The organism is Pseudomonas batumici (assembly GCF_036585405.1).
Lineage (GTDB): Bacteria > Pseudomonadota > Gammaproteobacteria > Pseudomonadales > Pseudomonadaceae > Aquipseudomonas > Aquipseudomonas batumici.
Genome location: NZ_CP144470.1, coordinates 1,183,717 through 1,197,282, shown reverse-complemented (window position 1 = coordinate 1,197,282; position 13,566 = coordinate 1,183,717). Strand labels below are relative to the sequence as shown.

Annotated in this window: 16 protein-coding genes, 1 tRNA gene and 3 pseudogenes; 10 read left to right on the top strand and 10 right to left on the bottom strand. The window is 55.1% G+C overall.

Features of this window, described 5'->3' with window-relative positions:
- Positions 1-86: 86 nt before the first annotated feature.
- The 4 genes and pseudogenes from NUH87_RS05050 to NUH87_RS05035 form a co-directional block, all read left to right on the top strand.
- On the top strand, positions 87-257 hold the full coding sequence (locus NUH87_RS05050; RefSeq protein WP_338525025.1) for a hypothetical protein: 171 nt from the start codon (positions 87-89) through the stop codon (positions 255-257).
- Positions 258-353: 96 nt separating this feature from the next.
- Positions 354-893 (top strand): GNAT family N-acetyltransferase, encoded by a 540-nt coding sequence (locus NUH87_RS05045; protein ID WP_338525024.1) that lies wholly within the window; start codon positions 354-356, stop codon positions 891-893.
- Positions 894-1,103: 210 nt separating this feature from the next.
- The gene (thpR, locus tag NUH87_RS05040; protein WP_338525023.1) at positions 1,104-1,652 is read left to right on the top strand and encodes an RNA 2',3'-cyclic phosphodiesterase; all 549 of its coding nucleotides are present in this window, start codon (positions 1,104-1,106) and stop codon (positions 1,650-1,652) included.
- 39 nt (positions 1,653-1,691) lie between these two features.
- A pseudogene (locus NUH87_RS05035) lies at positions 1,692-1,985 on the top strand (transposase domain-containing protein); the annotation flags it as partial.
- A gap of 548 nt (positions 1,986-2,533) precedes the next feature.
- Here NUH87_RS05035 and nadS read toward each other — a convergent pair.
- Both nadS and NUH87_RS05025 read right to left on the bottom strand, forming a co-directional pair.
- Positions 2,534-2,821: a NadS family protein gene (nadS, locus tag NUH87_RS05030; RefSeq protein ID WP_040065010.1), complete on the bottom strand. Its 288-nt coding sequence runs from the start codon at positions 2,819-2,821 to the stop codon at positions 2,534-2,536.
- Between the two features lie 2 nt (positions 2,822-2,823).
- Complete coding sequence (locus tag NUH87_RS05025; RefSeq protein WP_040065016.1) at positions 2,824-3,138, bottom strand: type II toxin-antitoxin system RelE/ParE family toxin; 315 nt, start codon at positions 3,136-3,138, stop codon at positions 2,824-2,826.
- A gap of 523 nt (positions 3,139-3,661) precedes the next feature.
- Between NUH87_RS05025 and NUH87_RS05020 the strand changes: the two genes are divergently transcribed.
- Both NUH87_RS05020 and NUH87_RS05015 read left to right on the top strand, forming a co-directional pair.
- Entirely contained in the window at positions 3,662-4,105 is a 444-nt protein-coding gene (locus NUH87_RS05020; protein ID WP_338525022.1) for a hypothetical protein, read from the top strand.
- A 79-nt stretch (positions 4,106-4,184) separates the two neighbouring features.
- Entirely contained in the window at positions 4,185-4,580 is a 396-nt protein-coding gene (locus NUH87_RS05015) for a DUF3224 domain-containing protein (RefSeq protein WP_338525021.1), read from the top strand.
- A 45-nt stretch (positions 4,581-4,625) separates the two neighbouring features.
- Here NUH87_RS05015 and NUH87_RS05010 read toward each other — a convergent pair whose 3' ends face one another.
- Complete coding sequence (locus tag NUH87_RS05010) at positions 4,626-5,765, bottom strand: lactonase family protein (protein ID WP_338525020.1); 1,140 nt, start codon at positions 5,763-5,765, stop codon at positions 4,626-4,628.
- Between the two features lie 1,027 nt (positions 5,766-6,792).
- Between NUH87_RS05010 and NUH87_RS05005 the strand changes: the two genes are divergently transcribed.
- Positions 6,793-6,879, top strand: a tRNA-Leu gene (locus NUH87_RS05005).
- A 135-nt stretch (positions 6,880-7,014) separates the two neighbouring features.
- Here NUH87_RS05005 and NUH87_RS05000 read toward each other — a convergent pair.
- Positions 7,015-7,381, bottom strand: a pseudogene (locus NUH87_RS05000) (DUF2786 domain-containing protein); the annotation flags it as partial.
- 344 nt (positions 7,382-7,725) lie between these two features.
- Between NUH87_RS05000 and NUH87_RS04995 the strand changes: the two are divergent.
- The gene (locus NUH87_RS04995; RefSeq protein ID WP_338525019.1) at positions 7,726-8,214 is read left to right on the top strand and encodes a hypothetical protein; all 489 of its coding nucleotides are present in this window, start codon (positions 7,726-7,728) and stop codon (positions 8,212-8,214) included.
- Positions 8,215-8,437: 223 nt separating this feature from the next.
- Here NUH87_RS04995 and NUH87_RS04990 read toward each other — a convergent pair whose 3' ends face one another.
- The 5 genes from NUH87_RS04990 to NUH87_RS04970 all read right to left on the bottom strand — a co-directional run bounded on the left by NUH87_RS04990 (position 8,438) and on the right by NUH87_RS04970 (position 11,305).
- A complete protein-coding gene (locus tag NUH87_RS04990) occupies positions 8,438-8,851 on the bottom strand; it encodes a hypothetical protein (RefSeq protein ID WP_338525018.1) in 414 nt (137 codons plus the stop codon).
- Positions 8,852-9,040: 189 nt separating this feature from the next.
- A complete protein-coding gene (locus NUH87_RS04985; protein WP_338525017.1) occupies positions 9,041-9,385 on the bottom strand; it encodes a hypothetical protein in 345 nt (114 codons plus the stop codon).
- Positions 9,382-10,005, bottom strand: a complete 624-nt coding sequence (locus NUH87_RS04980; protein ID WP_338525016.1) for a hypothetical protein — start codon at positions 10,003-10,005, stop codon at positions 9,382-9,384. Before NUH87_RS04980 ends, NUH87_RS04985 begins: the two co-directional genes overlap by 4 nt.
- A gap of 116 nt (positions 10,006-10,121) precedes the next feature.
- Positions 10,122-10,613: a PAAR domain-containing protein gene (locus NUH87_RS04975; protein WP_338525015.1), complete on the bottom strand. Its 492-nt coding sequence runs from the start codon at positions 10,611-10,613 to the stop codon at positions 10,122-10,124.
- Between the two features lie 20 nt (positions 10,614-10,633).
- Complete coding sequence (locus tag NUH87_RS04970; RefSeq protein WP_338525014.1) at positions 10,634-11,305, bottom strand: hypothetical protein; 672 nt, start codon at positions 11,303-11,305, stop codon at positions 10,634-10,636.
- A 220-nt stretch (positions 11,306-11,525) separates the two neighbouring features.
- Between NUH87_RS04970 and NUH87_RS04965 the strand changes: the two are divergent.
- Together NUH87_RS04965 and NUH87_RS04960 are read left to right on the top strand one after the other, a co-directional pair.
- Positions 11,526-12,004, top strand: a pseudogene (locus NUH87_RS04965) (anti-virulence regulator CigR family protein).
- Between the two features lie 176 nt (positions 12,005-12,180).
- Positions 12,181-12,720, top strand: a complete 540-nt coding sequence (locus NUH87_RS04960) for a hypothetical protein (RefSeq protein ID WP_422393922.1) — start codon at positions 12,181-12,183, stop codon at positions 12,718-12,720.
- 49 nt (positions 12,721-12,769) lie between these two features.
- On the opposite strand, the gene NUH87_RS04955 is transcribed toward NUH87_RS04960, so the two are convergent.
- On the bottom strand, positions 12,770-13,312 hold the full coding sequence (locus tag NUH87_RS04955) for a DinB family protein (protein ID WP_338525012.1): 543 nt from the start codon (positions 13,310-13,312) through the stop codon (positions 12,770-12,772).
- Positions 13,313-13,566 lie beyond the last annotated feature (254 nt).

Sequence of the window (13,566 nt, the reverse complement as noted above, 5' to 3'; positions counted from 1 at the left end):
GGATCGCGGGTAACAAGGGATTGATGGATGGCAACTTTCTACGACTATTCAGGCCGTAATTTGTATCGCAACGCCAGGGGAGTCGCATGAAGGACTCCATCCTGTTGCTTCTCACCGCGCTGGTGGTGGCAGTCGTGTCCTGGGCGTTTTGGCATTTTGCCGGCGCCGATGGGTTCGCAGTTTTGAACCTTGTCGCGCTTGTCGCGTTGGCTGCAGATAACCTGCGGCTGCGTAGAAAGTTGAAGCGTCCGCTCTGATTCAGGACCCGAAAGGGGCCCCCCCCATTTTCGTTTGGCATCAGAATGATGTGCTAAGACATCTGGGTTTTTGGTGCCATGCATAAGGAGGTGTGGGTGCACATATTTGAAACGCAGAGACTGATTGGGCGGCCACTTTCACGACAAGACCTGCCCGCGTTGACAGAGATTTTGGGCGATCCTGAAGTCATGAAATATTCCGTGCGTGGCGTTTGTGATGAGCGTGCCACGCGCAATTTTATTGACTGGTGTCTGGGGTGTTATGCATCCCATGGCATGGGACCATGGGCTTTGATAGAAAAGGGCTCCAATGAGCTCGTTGGATTCTGTGGTGTCGGGCCAGAGGTGGTTGATGAGGTAGAAGAGGCCAGTCTGGGCTACAGGCTAGCCAGAAGATACTGGAACCAAGGCCTCGCGTCCGAAGCGAGCCAAGCGGTGTTGAATTATGTTTTTGCCCAGAAGCAGCCGGCGTCCGTCGTTGTCATCATCGAACCGGGACATAGAGCTTCGCTCAGAGTGGCTGAAAAGGTGGGATTTAAAGACTTCGATGTTCTTGAATTTCACGGCCGCACCGTGCGCTTATACCGATTGGCTCTCGATGATTGGCAGAATTCGATGTGTACGGTGAGCCGGTGATGGGGCGTCTTCACTTGCCGCTGTATCGGCAGGAGAAAATCTTTGGCCGCGCAGCGGGCGAGTGATATTACGGAGTTACTGCCGCATAAATGGGCGCCCGTTTAACCACGTAAGGCGTGTTCGGCGGATGCTTATCCGCACCTGATCAAGCCCGCCGAAACAAAGCACGAAGGCACGAACAAGCAGTAGCCTGGTGACGTGAAGAGAGGTATGACGTTGAGCAATGAACCGCAATCGCGACTGTTTTTCGCCCTAAGCTGCCCATCTACGTTGAGAAAGGCTATTTCCCAATGGCGTACATCGCTTTCGCTGAGTATCGGTCGCCCAGTTCCTGCCGCTAATTTTCATCTCACGCTGCTTTTTCTGGGCTCTGTTGATAAGGCCCAGATCGCAGAGGTTTGTGCAGCCGCATCGAAGGTTACGGCGCCCGGAAAAGCGCTGACGGTTGTCCTTGATCGCCTGGAAGTTTGGCGTAAGTCAAAGGCCTTGGTGCTTACCCCAGAAGATGCTCCGCCAGAGCTGATGCGACTGTCGTATGCGCTAGAGCAAGCGATGTTGGTGTTCGGGCACGATCAAGAGCACAAAGACTTTCGACCTCACTTGACCCTGGCCCGTGACTATCGATCTCCAGTTCCGGAAGCAGGTAGTCAGCCAGAATTCCTTCTCCGAGCCGACCGCTTTACGCTTTACGAGTCTCATAAAGGGCAATACCGGGCCTTAGCGGAATGGCCACTTGTTCAACCCGCTGAGGCTGGATGAGGACGGCTTTGGAATGGAGACAATTGATGAGGAAGGGACAGCCTCAAACGCTGGACGGCGTTGAGCCGTTGCCTGAATGACGGCGCGCAGCCCATCGACAATAACCCTATCGAAAACCAGATACGACCGTGGGCGCTCGGACGCAAAAGCTGGCTCTTTGCTGGATCGCTGCGTAGCGGCAAACGCGCGGCTGCGCTGATGAGTTTGATCCAGTCAGCCAAGCTCAACGGCCATGATCCGTATGCCTACCTGAAGGACGTTCCCACCCGTCTACCTACGCAGCAGGCCAGTGAAATTGGAGAGTTCTTGCCGCATCGTTGGCAGCCGGTTTAATTGCGCAAGATGGGATAGTCGCACGCATACGTCCGATACCCTCGCGTCCCACTTGCTCCAAACCCGTCACTCCCGAAGCCGCGTACGCGCCCCGACCAAAAGGAGGGGCTTGAAGCAAAGGGTTGAACTACGCTTAAAGCTCCACCGAGAGGATTGCTCCATGAGCGAAGATCGGGTCGTTGCACTTGAGATAGCGCTGTGAAAGCGCCGCTCTTGCTGCGCCTGTGGTCTCGGTGGCCAACCAGGTCAACCTTTGGCGTATTCGTCTAAAAGGGGGAACGACATGCGGATTTTGATAGTGGCGGTGGTTGTGGTGGCGCTGGCGGGGTGTCTTTCGTCTGGGGAGGTGCAGAGGAATGATCCGAGCATCAAGACCTCTACCTCGAAGGGGCCGAAGATGTACGTGCGGTGGGTATTTCCCAAGTGGCAGAACGCTCGCAGCGACTCGTCAATATCCGAAACCGAAAATGGGTAGCGATTGCTCGACGGGTCAATATCTACAAGGGAAGATAGGGCAGGGCATCTCACGATGCCCTTCCAGGATTTAGTCAAACCGCCAGTGCGTTGAGCACATGCACGGGGTCGTTGTGAATGGCCCTCAGAAGCGCTTTCGCTGGACCAGTAGGTTCACGCCGACCTTGCTCCCAGTTACGTAGGGTACCCAGCTGGACGTCGATCATCGCGGCGAACTTCGCCTGGCTCAGACCTGTGGCCTTGCGAATTTCCTTGATCTGCATCGCGTCGACGGTAAATTCGCGAGAGGGTTGACGTTCTCCGCGCACGATTTCGTCCATTTGCTGCACACTTTCCATCAGCTCATCAAAGAATTTGCTCATGGTTATCTCCACTGTTCAATGACCGCTTTCAACGCCTTGCGTTCGTCGATGGTCAGGTCTTGCTGTTCATTCTTGGGGTAGATCATCAGCAAGGCTATCTGTGATGCCGAGACAAAATGGTAGTAGATCACTCGGGCACCACTCCGTTTGCCGTGGCCCTTGGCCGCGACGCGGATTTTCCTGATTCCACCAGTGCCTTCAATGACATCGCCAGCCGAAGGAGCCAACACCAAGGTCTTCTGAAAGCACCCATAGGAATCGTCATCAAGCAGTTCCTTGACTCGGCGGGTGAAGATCGGGGTCTCAACAAATATCATGGTCAATATACGCCAATGACTTACTTCCATGCAATCCTATGCCTGATCAGGGTGGCTTTCACGAGCTCTTCTGTAACGGCGTATTAGGTCATGGTGATTTGCTGAGAACTGGATAGAGAGAGAAGTAGAAACGAAAGCGCGCTGGGCCTGACTCCGCATGCTGCTCGGGTTGCCGGTTCGAAAATGGTTCAAGATGTGCTTGTTCGTCACGCGAAATGGCCTGCCGAAAAAACTCATATTTCCCACGCGCTTCAGGCGTGGGAGAATATTGCGTGCGCTAAACGGCAGGGCTACTGTTCAAGTGTCGCTGCAAATTCAGCGATCGGGCTTGGTAACCCGGATTTGAGTAGGCGCACAGCGCCGCGAGAGCGGCTTTTTTTATGTTCGCGTTATGGCGGGCTGTGCGCAGGAGGCTTCGGCCTGCCGGTTCCTATTCACCGGTTTACCAACCTGCGTACGGTTCGCCACCCCTTCGCTTGGTAACGAAATGTGGCGGGCTCCTTTACTGAATAGGAGTGTCTCCATGAGCAAGAAAATTACCCCCGATCCACCTTTCATGCGCAAAGCCCTCAGTACGGCTGACAGAGACCTGTACTTGCGCAAACTTTCTGATGTCCCTTCCAACGAGCCTGAGCCGGCTCCGGTAAACAAGCCCCGTTTGCTCGATACCCTCGCGCTCACCTGCTCCAAACCCGTCATCCCCGAAGCCTCATACAAACCCACGCTGTTCGCCATCCAACCGGGCATCAATGCCCAGGACGCGCTCACCTACGTTTCGAACCTGCTCGAAACGGCGGAACTCAATGGCGACGAAATCAGCCTGCATACCAACCCCGTCGAGCGGGCGTTGTTCTGGGGCATGCTGCATTCGGTTGAGGTGGCGCGTGCGGTGGTGGATGCCCTGCTCGAGGGGGCGTTCCCGTCTGATCAGCTATCGTCAGCGTTGGACAATCATCCAATTGATTGAGCTGGCACAGGCTGTGGCTGGAGTTCTGACCAGCAGGCTGGCAACGTAAATAACCCATTCCTTTTTTGCGAGGCGCTCCATGAGCACACAAGCAAATGGTCCTTTTGAAGTTAAGCTGAACCCTGAGTCCCTCAGCGATCTTGCTGCAGGGACAGATTTTGGACGCATGTCCATCAGCAAGTCATTTCACGGCGACCTCGTGGCGATCAGTCAAGGCGAAATGCTTTCTTTCCGTAGCAGCGTGCAGGGTTCGGCGGGCTACGTGGCGATGGAAACAGTGACCGGTACGCTTCATGGTCGTACTGGCAGCTTTGTATTACAGCACAGCTCCACAATGACCCGAGGCGTACCTGAACAGTCCATTACCGTTGTGCCCGATTCGGCTACTGGGGAGCTTGTCGGGCTCGTCGGCCGCATGGTGATCAACATCGTTGAAGGTCAGCATTCCTACCAGTTTGACTACACACTCTCATGAGCTAAGCGGGGAGGGGCGAGGATGGTCACCCCCCTCCCAGGGGCTTCAGGGGTAGCTGACCGCCTGCACCCAGTTCGCGCCTTTGCCCGAAGGCGCACTGGAGCTGCGGGTGAGCGTGCCCTGTAGCGGATCAATGGCATACACACCCACCTCCGGGCTTTTCTCTCCGGTGACCAGCAGCCATTTCCCCGATGGGTCGACGGTAATCCCCCGCGGTTGCTGTTCTACCTTGATGTTCTGCACGAAGCTCAGTTGGCCGCTTTTGCGGTCTACCGAAAATGCACTGACCGTACTGCCGGTGCGCTCCGAGGTGTAGAGGAAGCGCCCGTTGGGGGTGAGCTTGATGTCGGCGGCCCAGATCAGGTTGTTGGCCAGCGGCGGCGGAGTCGGTTGACCAGGCTTGATCATCGGTCGGACGACGCCGCGCACCAGGCCCGAGTCGGCGGGAATTGCACTGACTTCGGACAACGCACTCAGGCGCCCGGTCTTCGGGTCGATGGCGAACGTGGTCACGGTGCCGGCCATCTCGCTGAGCAGGTAGAGGAAGCGATTGTCAGAGGATATGGCCGGGTGGCGAGGGCCGCTGCCCTTGGGCAGTTCGACATGGCCCAGTGACGTGAGCTTGCCACTGGCGGCGTCGAACTTGAACTCCAGGTACTGATCAGAACCCAGGTTGGCGGCGTACACGAAGCGGTTGGTTTTATCGACAATAATCGAATGCGCGTTCGGGCCGGTCTTGATGACTTGTCGTACATCATCGGTCACGACGCCCTTGGCATCGATCGCGTTGACGCTGACCAGGTCCTCGCCGTACGAGGCACCGAACAGATAGCGACCGGACTTGTCCGTCGATATGTAGGCCAGGCTGTCGGCAACGGTGGAGTTTTTCAGATGCTTGAGGGCGCCGTTGGCGGGGTCGACGCTGTAGGTCGCCACCGAATAGGGTTTGGCGCGTATGGAAGCGTAGAGTTTGCTGTGGTCGGGGCTCAGCGCCAGGGGCATGACGCCCGCTCCGGCTTCGGTAGTGGCCAGAGGCTGCAATTGCCCCTTTGCAGACAGCTCATAACTGCTGAGCGTGCCGTCGATGGCATTGGAAACGTAGACGTAGGTATTGGCCCAGGTCAGTGGGGCGGTCGCGAGCAGTGCGGCGCTGGCGAGGCTTTGCAGGGTTTTGGCTCGGATCATTCAAGGGTACTCTTTTATTGTTGTTTTTATTGTCTGTTGTCGTACAACTAGGTTCGATTTTTAGGCGACCATGCTGCCCTTGTCAATCCCGACGTTGACAGGAGCAAGCAAGGAATAGCTGTCCCGATGATTTTGGAGTTTGAAACACGAAAACCCCGCAGATGAATATCTGCGGGGTTTTTGGCCTCAGGTCAGAGGCGTTTAGGTGCTCACGATGGTGAGGCTCATCCACTTCGATGGCGGAACCGAGTGGTAGCGGGTGTACTTGTTGAAGGGATAGGGTTCCCCATTGGATTGCAGTGGGGGAGTTGTTCAGGCCGGAGGCTTTGCTGCGCGCATTGGAGGCTAGCTGAGGAACTATATGGATCAAGCAAGGTTTCATTGTTTTATTTTTTTAAATTTTTGTATTAATAAGATTGGATTGTTTTAAGTGTGCGGCTTAGGTTGTTTTTCGATTGGGCTCAATTAGATAGAGCGGCTGTTTTGTTTTCTTTATTGAGCGGTCGAATATTTGGCGTGGTATGTTTCTGGCTGTTGATGAGTGGCTTGCTAATTAACGTTCTGGTGAGTAAATCGTGAACGAAATAAAAACATTTTGATTGATAGCGAATAATTTGGACAGTTGTTAACTTACCTTTACACACAGCAAAAAGCCCGCATGTGCGGGCTTCTTGGGATGGGGCCGGATCCTTCGGCTGTGACCCATTGTGCTGGGCCTTTATGATGAAATGATTACAATCTGATATCAGATTGACGACTGTCCTATGAAAACCCGCCGGCGCCGACCTAGGAAGGCACGTCGTGGCTCCAGGTGCGGGCCAGGTTCGCGGAGCGGGCCTGCAATTCTTTGAAAATCAGTTGGTTGCGAAATGGGTGTGGTGCTGAAAATTGCCGTCAGTGAACTTGCTTCGTGGGGTGGGGATGTATATATTCGTCCCCTTGTCGCGCAGGCACCCGATGGGCGGGCAGGTTATCCGGCCATCTGGCTCGTCACGAGCCGCTGCGTAGACTGCTTTACCGCGCTACCGCCCGAATGGCGAAACTGGTAGACGCATGGGACTTAAAATCCCCCGCTCGTAAGGGCGTGCCGGTTCGATTCCGGCTTCGGGCACCATCTATTTCAAGGGCTTACGTGCGACTGTGCAGGTAGGCCCTTGTCGTTTCTGGTCCGCAATTCAGAGCGTGGTCCGCAATTCGCTCATTTCGTCGGCGTAACCTTGGCGCCGCGGCGCCTGCGGATGTACTGCTCGGTCACCCAGGCCATGGCGAAGTGCTTCGCCGCGGTCTTCGGGGAGTAGTTGCTGCGCAAGCGCCCAGCTCGCACACCTGATGCGTACTCCTTGCGAGCCTCAGTGAGCTTTGTCAGCAGAGTCTCGTAGGCGTACAGCGCGATCTGGTGAGCCGGGGGTGACACGAACGCTCGCCGATTCTGCTTCGCCTATGTCGCTCAACTGGACATCGAGCTCGGTCAGACGATACTCGCGCATCAGCGATTGAGCTTGGCGCATGGCGGTCGCCGCTTCATTCTCGTTGGAGCTTTTCGAGAGAGCCGAGCAACGCTTGATCTTGCGGATAACCCGCTCGAGCTTGCTCTCGTTGTGCTGCTTGTCGGTCATGACTTTCTCCATGCATGCGCCGTCCTCCGTGATCGGATTCGGTGGCGTGAGGTTGGTTTGTGGTCTATTGCTTGATGGGCCGGCATGGGGCCGGATCAGGGAGGCGATATGGGAAATCAGGGCTATTGGGATTCGGTTATTGAGTTATCCAGAAAGAGCGGCGAGTGCCCCCAGGCCGGCCAACTGCTATCTTCACGGCGCGCCTACGAGGGAGTGTCACCCGGCGCGACGAAGCCAACGCCATGATGAAGTGATGGTGATCGAGAAAGCATGGAGTTCAATCGTCAACCTGCGCGGGAAACCCTGGTTCCCTGCGTTCAATCTTATCGAAACAAGGGAATGCCATGGCGACTTTCGATACGAACAATGGTGGCGGAGCCACCTTTTACAAGTTCTATGTTAAAAATCACACAGCCAGCACCGGTTTGTACTATGACATCGCGATGCTGATGAACGGAACAAAATCAGAATGGCGATCTGGAACCGGGAGAGGGATTGCAAGCCCGGGAGAAACAGTGGTATGTAACTTCGATCTTTATATATCCGACTACAATCGCCTGCAGCAATTCTCTCCAGAGCAGTTACTGCGCCAGACGCTGGAGAAAGCCAGCGTGTCCCTGTTCAATGTCAAGGATACGCCTATATCACTGTGGTTCTGGAGTGGGAATGGCAATCAGCAGTACATCAACTTTCTCAGCGGCGGCCCCGTAAGGGTTACAAGGGATAGTTCGATATTCAATGAAATCAAGTTCACCCAGTACCGTTTCACGCTGGATTCTGGCGGACACAACAACGACACGCTTGATATCTTCTTCCAGCTCTACGACGCCTGAATCTTGATCTCCATGCATGCGCCGCCCTCCGCGGTCGGATGCAGCGTGTAGAGTGGGTTATGCTTCTTCGGCGTCGAGTCGAGACGCTTTGCGCTGGCCAGCGTCATGAATCATCCGCGCCACGTTTTCGCTAACCGTTATTTCGTGGCGCGGGCATTCGATGGCAATTTTCGGCGCGGGGCCAGGTACTGGCAAATGTCGTCCCATTCAAAATGGTCGGTTGCTATCCCGCGCCGCGCTTACTTGGTTTTGGAGGCGCGTCAGGACACTCATCGGCCCATCGCGTAACCGTCATGTCATTGAATTGCTCCCCAATGGTGTCGACGCGCAGGCAAGCGCCGTTCTTTGAGTAGAACAAGATGCAACGCGAGCTATCAAAAGAGCAGACATCGACCTCGAAGAACTTGCGTGCAGCTAGCTCCCGCTCCACGCCACTATATTCATAGCCATCGCTGGTATGCATCCGCGTCGGCTTCCATCCTTGTTTGACGAGCTTGGCCCTGGCTGCGACCAAGGGCTCACCGACGGCGATGCCTGCCGGCCCGCGCCTGTCGCTTGTCGCCTGCGAGCCATCCGCAAACGCTGCGCTGGTGCCAATGCAATAGAGTGCAACGAGCGCGAGTGTCGAAGCCTTCATTTGACAATCCCTCCAGCCGATTTGTAGCTCGCCAAAAACTCTGAATACTCGACATCACCGCGCTGGATGATGAAAGTTCTCTGGTGTGAGCGAGTCAGCAGCTTGTTTGCTCAGGCTGAATTACAGATTAACTTCACCCTTGGTAAGATCCGGAGAGTGGCGGCTGAAATTGACGTAACTATCCCATTTTTAGTATTTTTCGGGGCATTTGAAACCCCAACCATCAATTATCATGTTCTTTACTTCTTCACCCGTAGTGCTGACGACCAGGCAAATTTTGTTTTTTTTGTAATTGAACTCGCAATATTGAACTCCCTCGGTGCATCTTTCGACTTCACTGACACCCATGTCTCTAAGTATTTTCATGGCTCCGCCCGGTTCCATTTCATCCGTTAAATTTGGCTTCCAACCATGTTTAAGCAATGCTTTTCGGGCACTTAAAAATGTCATTCCTTTTTTGATGGGCACATCTGTTGCGTTGGCGAAAATACTAATGCAGCAAAGTAAAATGCAAGCGGTAGAGTGTAGTTTCATTTTGTAGTGCCGCCAAATTTCTTGTAGGTGGTTACGACATCGTCATACGGCATATACGGTTGACCGGACGGATGTCCGCCCAATGGGCGATTAGCTTGGCCGGGGCCCAGCGGTAAAGATTCCCAACTCCCAGATGCTTTGTGTACTGCATCTTTAATGTCGCCATTTACGATTGAGTCAATTGCACGCGCTCTTCGAAGCATTTCGATTGCAGTCAAATCCTGTGTATTTGGAGTAAAGTCAGATAGCCCCATTGCTGTAACGCAATAGTCTCTCCATGAGCCTATCGTAATTTGATATCTACCTGACGCTGTAGTTGATCCGCCGTAGCCCGCACCGGGATGGGTGGACTCATCACTAAAAGTCCATTTTCCAGTTTTATAGCCCGGTGCCCAGCCGTAGCCAAATTTTGCGTGGTAGTTACCGCCTTCGGACTCGGCAATGGTATCCAAAAATGCCTTCACGTTCTTATTCTTCAAATACTCCTCATTTTCGGCTCGTCGTTTCTGCTGCTTAGCAGGCAGCAAGACATTTTTTGGAGTGGTGTCTTTGACTGGTGTGATCGCTTTTGTAGCTACGTGAGTCATTTTTTTGCCATTCTTGCTAATCACATGAGTCATTGTGATCTCCACCAAAATAGACTTTCATGGTCTCTGCCTGACCGATCGGGAATAAAGCAGGGGCTTGCCGCCTTGCTGCCTGGAAGAACCACCGGCTCTACTGTCATACCTCAGCCCTACCAAAACAGTTTGATGCTTTCAGGCAAGTGGGAGCTCACCATATGGGTGTAGCCCAACTCATCACTGATCCCATGTTCAATGCTGCCGTCGGCGCGTTGGATGGCATAGTCGTGATTGGGCATCGGTTCGCCGGAGTCTTCGTCGACCAGTCTGAACTTGTCGCTGAAGTGCACTGGCATTGGCAACAGGCCGCTGAAGGGCGCAGGCACGAAGGTGTCACCGATAATGATAGTGCTAGCACCTGCCGTCACCGTATTGCCATGAGCGCCAACGCTGTCGACGGTGGCGGCATTGACGCCATTGATAAATACGGTTGAAGAGACGCCACCGGTAATCGGGCTTCCGCACGCCGAGGTGTCGTTCAGGCGGGCAGCGCCCAGGCCTTCAAAGATCACATCGGATGAGCCGGTTACCAGCGAATTGGTGCCGTGACCCGAAACTGGGCACGCGGTGGGATCGGTGATGCGCGCAGCAGGTTTGCCACTCATGGGAGCGTCCTTTCAGGGATTCAAAGGGGGGAGTAGAGGTCAACGGGGGCGTCTGAAAGTCGCCAGCTTTCATCCATTGGGTTGTACATGGCTCGGTGGTTTTCTTGGGGTGGACTGCAGGCCTCGAGTGCCTGCCAGGCGAGCTCGGCGCAGTCATCCATGGCGTGACCGGAATAATCATCAAGCTGGTTGAGCCAGGCGTTGTAATTGGGCATGCCGACGCTGCGATAGGCATCAAGCAGTGTCTGCGCGACTTCTTCACCCCAATGCAGGAATCGCCCGGGTGCCCACGGGCCGGTCTGGGCATGGACAAACCAGCCCAAGCTCGGCAAGTCACCATTTGCCAACCGTAACGTGCCGCGCTGTGAGGTAAGACCACAGGTGATGTGGACGGTCAGCCAGCCCTGGTGTTCTTGGATAAATCCGGTGGGATCGAAGTGTGCCAGCGGTATGACACGATAGCCCGTGCCAGGCATTGACCTGGCGACCAACTCAGCGTCCAGTCTTGAAACGAAGGACCGAATGGCCTTTCCTTTGCCGGATGCCGCACAAAGAATTTCAACCGGTGTGCTTGCAGGCGTGTCGCTGAATCCGACGATGCGAACCAGTCCATAAAGACGCAATGAGGTTTTCAGACCGCTGGGATGAAACGAGGTATCGAGCGTGCAGGAGCAGGGGATAGGCACGTCCATAGGTGAAGAGCGCATCAAATTTTACTGTCCATGTAAATTTGCGTCGGGAAGGATGCCCCAGTGAGAAGTTGTGCTCAACAACATTTACAATGTTTAGGTTGACAGCCAGTCAATGACCTTGTCAGTCATCCATGACTGGATGTAGCAGGGCATCTGGAACTTCCTTGCCTAACGCCGTCTACATTGCAGTGGGGATGTTCCCCTTTCTGGGAAAACGGATATGTTCAAATCTCGCTCGTTTATTGCGGTAGTGACGTGCTTCGCCCTGGTAGCGGGCTCTGCGGGTGCTTTGGCTGATCCGGGCAACGGCAACGGTAATGGCCAGGGAAACGGCAAGGGTTTTTCGCAAGACTTCCAGGATCAAGGCAATCAAGGCGGCCACGGCCACGGCAAAGGCAAGAAATCAGGTGGCGGTGAGTGGGGCTACGGTCCAAGCGTTGATCGAGGACGCGTCCTCGGGCACTAGGCGGGTACCGTGATTACTGGAGCCCCGGGCCTTCACTGCCGCCGGGTATCCAGAAAAAGCTGGCCCGAGGCAAACCTCTTCCACCGGGCATTGCGAAAAAACTGGATGGTCGGCTGTTGGTACAACTCCCTCGCTACGAAGGCTATGAGTGGCAACAGGCGGGTACAGACCTGATTCTGGTGTCTATCGCGAGTGGGCTCATCTATGAAGTGCTGAGTGGCGCTTTCAATTAGTGGAGGCCTGCACGGGGCCGCTCTGACATTGCGTTGATCCAATGGCAAATCAACGAGAAGAGATCGCATTCACGTTAATAAGTTGGCATGGAGGCTTCCGTCTGTCGCCTGTCTTTGAACAACACGTAACTAATTGTGTCAGAGAAGACGCAAAGACCACTTTAATGGAAGCCATCATGCGATTTAAAAAGAGAAACCTGGTAGCTGTCATGTCCTGCGTCATGATGTTTGCGGCTGCTCCTTTGTTACCGGCTGAACTGTCCGTCATGGCTTCTGCCTATGCCAAGGAAGGTGGTGGTGGCAATGGCAATGGTGGTGGCGGCGGTGGCAACGGCAATGGCGGCCATGGCGGAGAGAGCGGTGGTCATGCCGGTGCCAGTCATTCGGACAGTTCCCATAGCAGGGGGCTCGCTGAAGGTCATGAGGTCGATCATGACGGCAAGGCTATTGGCAAGTCGGTTCAGGATCATGACGGCAAGGCTATCGGCAAGTCGGTTCGGGATCATGACGGCAGGGCGGTTCGAGATCATGGCGTGAGAGGCCATCACACTGGGCGCGGCCATAAGACTTCTCGTGGCCACGGTGTTGCGACGTCGGGTGTCGCGCACTCTAAAGCGACGCATGGACTGTCGAAGGCCACGGCGATCTCGGACACCAAGGTGGGCGATCACAACGACAAAGGACTGGGCCAGGCCGCCAGCTCAACCGCTAAATAAAGGCGCTACTTCGATCGCGGCACCGCGACGAGAGGCGCACGGCCAGTGATCATGTGTGGTGTTCGTCTGGAATGAGCACCACCAGGTCCGTAGCGCCTACGTCGACCCCTGCTTGTGACAGCAAGGTGGTCACTTGCCCGCGGTGATGGGTCTGGTGGTTGAAGAAATGCATGACCAGGCCATAAAAGTTCCTGTCCGCCGGTACTCCCTGCATGCTTGCGTAGTGGAGGGGGTGATCCAGATCCGACTCGGTCACCGAGCGAGACCATTCGATAATGATCTGGTCCAGCCATACCCGATGTGCCGCCAGCTCCTGGAAACCGGGGAACAGCAACTGGTCGAGGCGCTTGGGGGCGGGAAGGGCTCGAACCGGCTCCAGGGCCAGGTACTGCGCCGGGTGCTGGGCGAATCGCTTCAACCAGACGATGTCCCCGGCCGTCAGGTGGTTCAAGGTCCCGAGAATCGAGCCGAAGAAGGCTTTTCTGTCGGCGCCCAGTTCTGCTTCGGGCAAACCCTTGGCCGCTTCATAGACCTTGGCATTCATCCACTGGTTATAGGTCGCCATCAGGCAGATATGCTGGGTACGACTCACCGTGCTCATCCTTTGATCATTTGACACGCGATCCACATTCGTCACGCAGCTCAGTCTAATACCATCCCCTTCTTGAAGCCCACCCAGATTGGCATATGCTGTCACCAGCATGCCGTGCTCACCGTGGCCAACGGCTCCACTACACGCCTAGAACGGATCGCGGCGAGCTGTCTTCGAGCTATTCTCGATCCGAAGGACAGGACACAGACGAGTCAGCTGAGAGAGGTCGTCCATTTTGCCCCACACCGAAGCAG

What these genes read in the sequence shown, in the direction of transcription:
- nadS (WP_040065010.1), bottom strand. Translation starts at nt 2,821, where the DNA reads ATGAGCAAATTCTTTGATGAGCTGATGGAAAGTGTGCAGCAAATGGAC.
- NUH87_RS04995 (WP_338525019.1), top strand. Translation starts at nt 7,726, where the DNA reads ATGGCGACTTTCGATACGAACAATGGTGGCGGAGCCACCTTTTACAAG.
- NUH87_RS04960 (WP_422393922.1), top strand. Translation starts at nt 12,181, where the DNA reads ATGCGATTTAAAAAGAGAAACCTGGTAGCTGTCATGTCCTGCGTCATG.
- NUH87_RS04985 (WP_338525017.1), bottom strand. Translation starts at nt 9,385, where the DNA reads ATGAAACTACACTCTACCGCTTGCATTTTACTTTGCTGCATTAGTATT.
- NUH87_RS04970 (WP_338525014.1), bottom strand. Translation starts at nt 11,305, where the DNA reads ATGGACGTGCCTATCCCCTGCTCCTGCACGCTCGATACCTCGTTTCAT.
- NUH87_RS05020 (WP_338525022.1), top strand. Translation starts at nt 3,662, where the DNA reads ATGAGCAAGAAAATTACCCCCGATCCACCTTTCATGCGCAAAGCCCTC.
- NUH87_RS05015 (WP_338525021.1), top strand. Translation starts at nt 4,185, where the DNA reads ATGAGCACACAAGCAAATGGTCCTTTTGAAGTTAAGCTGAACCCTGAG.
- NUH87_RS05050 (WP_338525025.1), top strand. Translation starts at nt 87, where the DNA reads ATGAAGGACTCCATCCTGTTGCTTCTCACCGCGCTGGTGGTGGCAGTC.
- NUH87_RS04980 (WP_338525016.1), bottom strand. Translation starts at nt 10,005, where the DNA reads ATGACTCATGTGATTAGCAAGAATGGCAAAAAAATGACTCACGTAGCT.
- NUH87_RS04975 (WP_338525015.1), bottom strand. Translation starts at nt 10,613, where the DNA reads ATGAGTGGCAAACCTGCTGCGCGCATCACCGATCCCACCGCGTGCCCA.
- NUH87_RS05025 (WP_040065016.1), bottom strand. Translation starts at nt 3,138, where the DNA reads ATGATATTTGTTGAGACCCCGATCTTCACCCGCCGAGTCAAGGAACTG.
- thpR (WP_338525023.1), top strand. Translation starts at nt 1,104, where the DNA reads ATGACGTTGAGCAATGAACCGCAATCGCGACTGTTTTTCGCCCTAAGC.
- NUH87_RS04990 (WP_338525018.1), bottom strand. Translation starts at nt 8,851, where the DNA reads ATGAAGGCTTCGACACTCGCGCTCGTTGCACTCTATTGCATTGGCACC.
- NUH87_RS05010 (WP_338525020.1), bottom strand. Translation starts at nt 5,765, where the DNA reads ATGATCCGAGCCAAAACCCTGCAAAGCCTCGCCAGCGCCGCACTGCTC.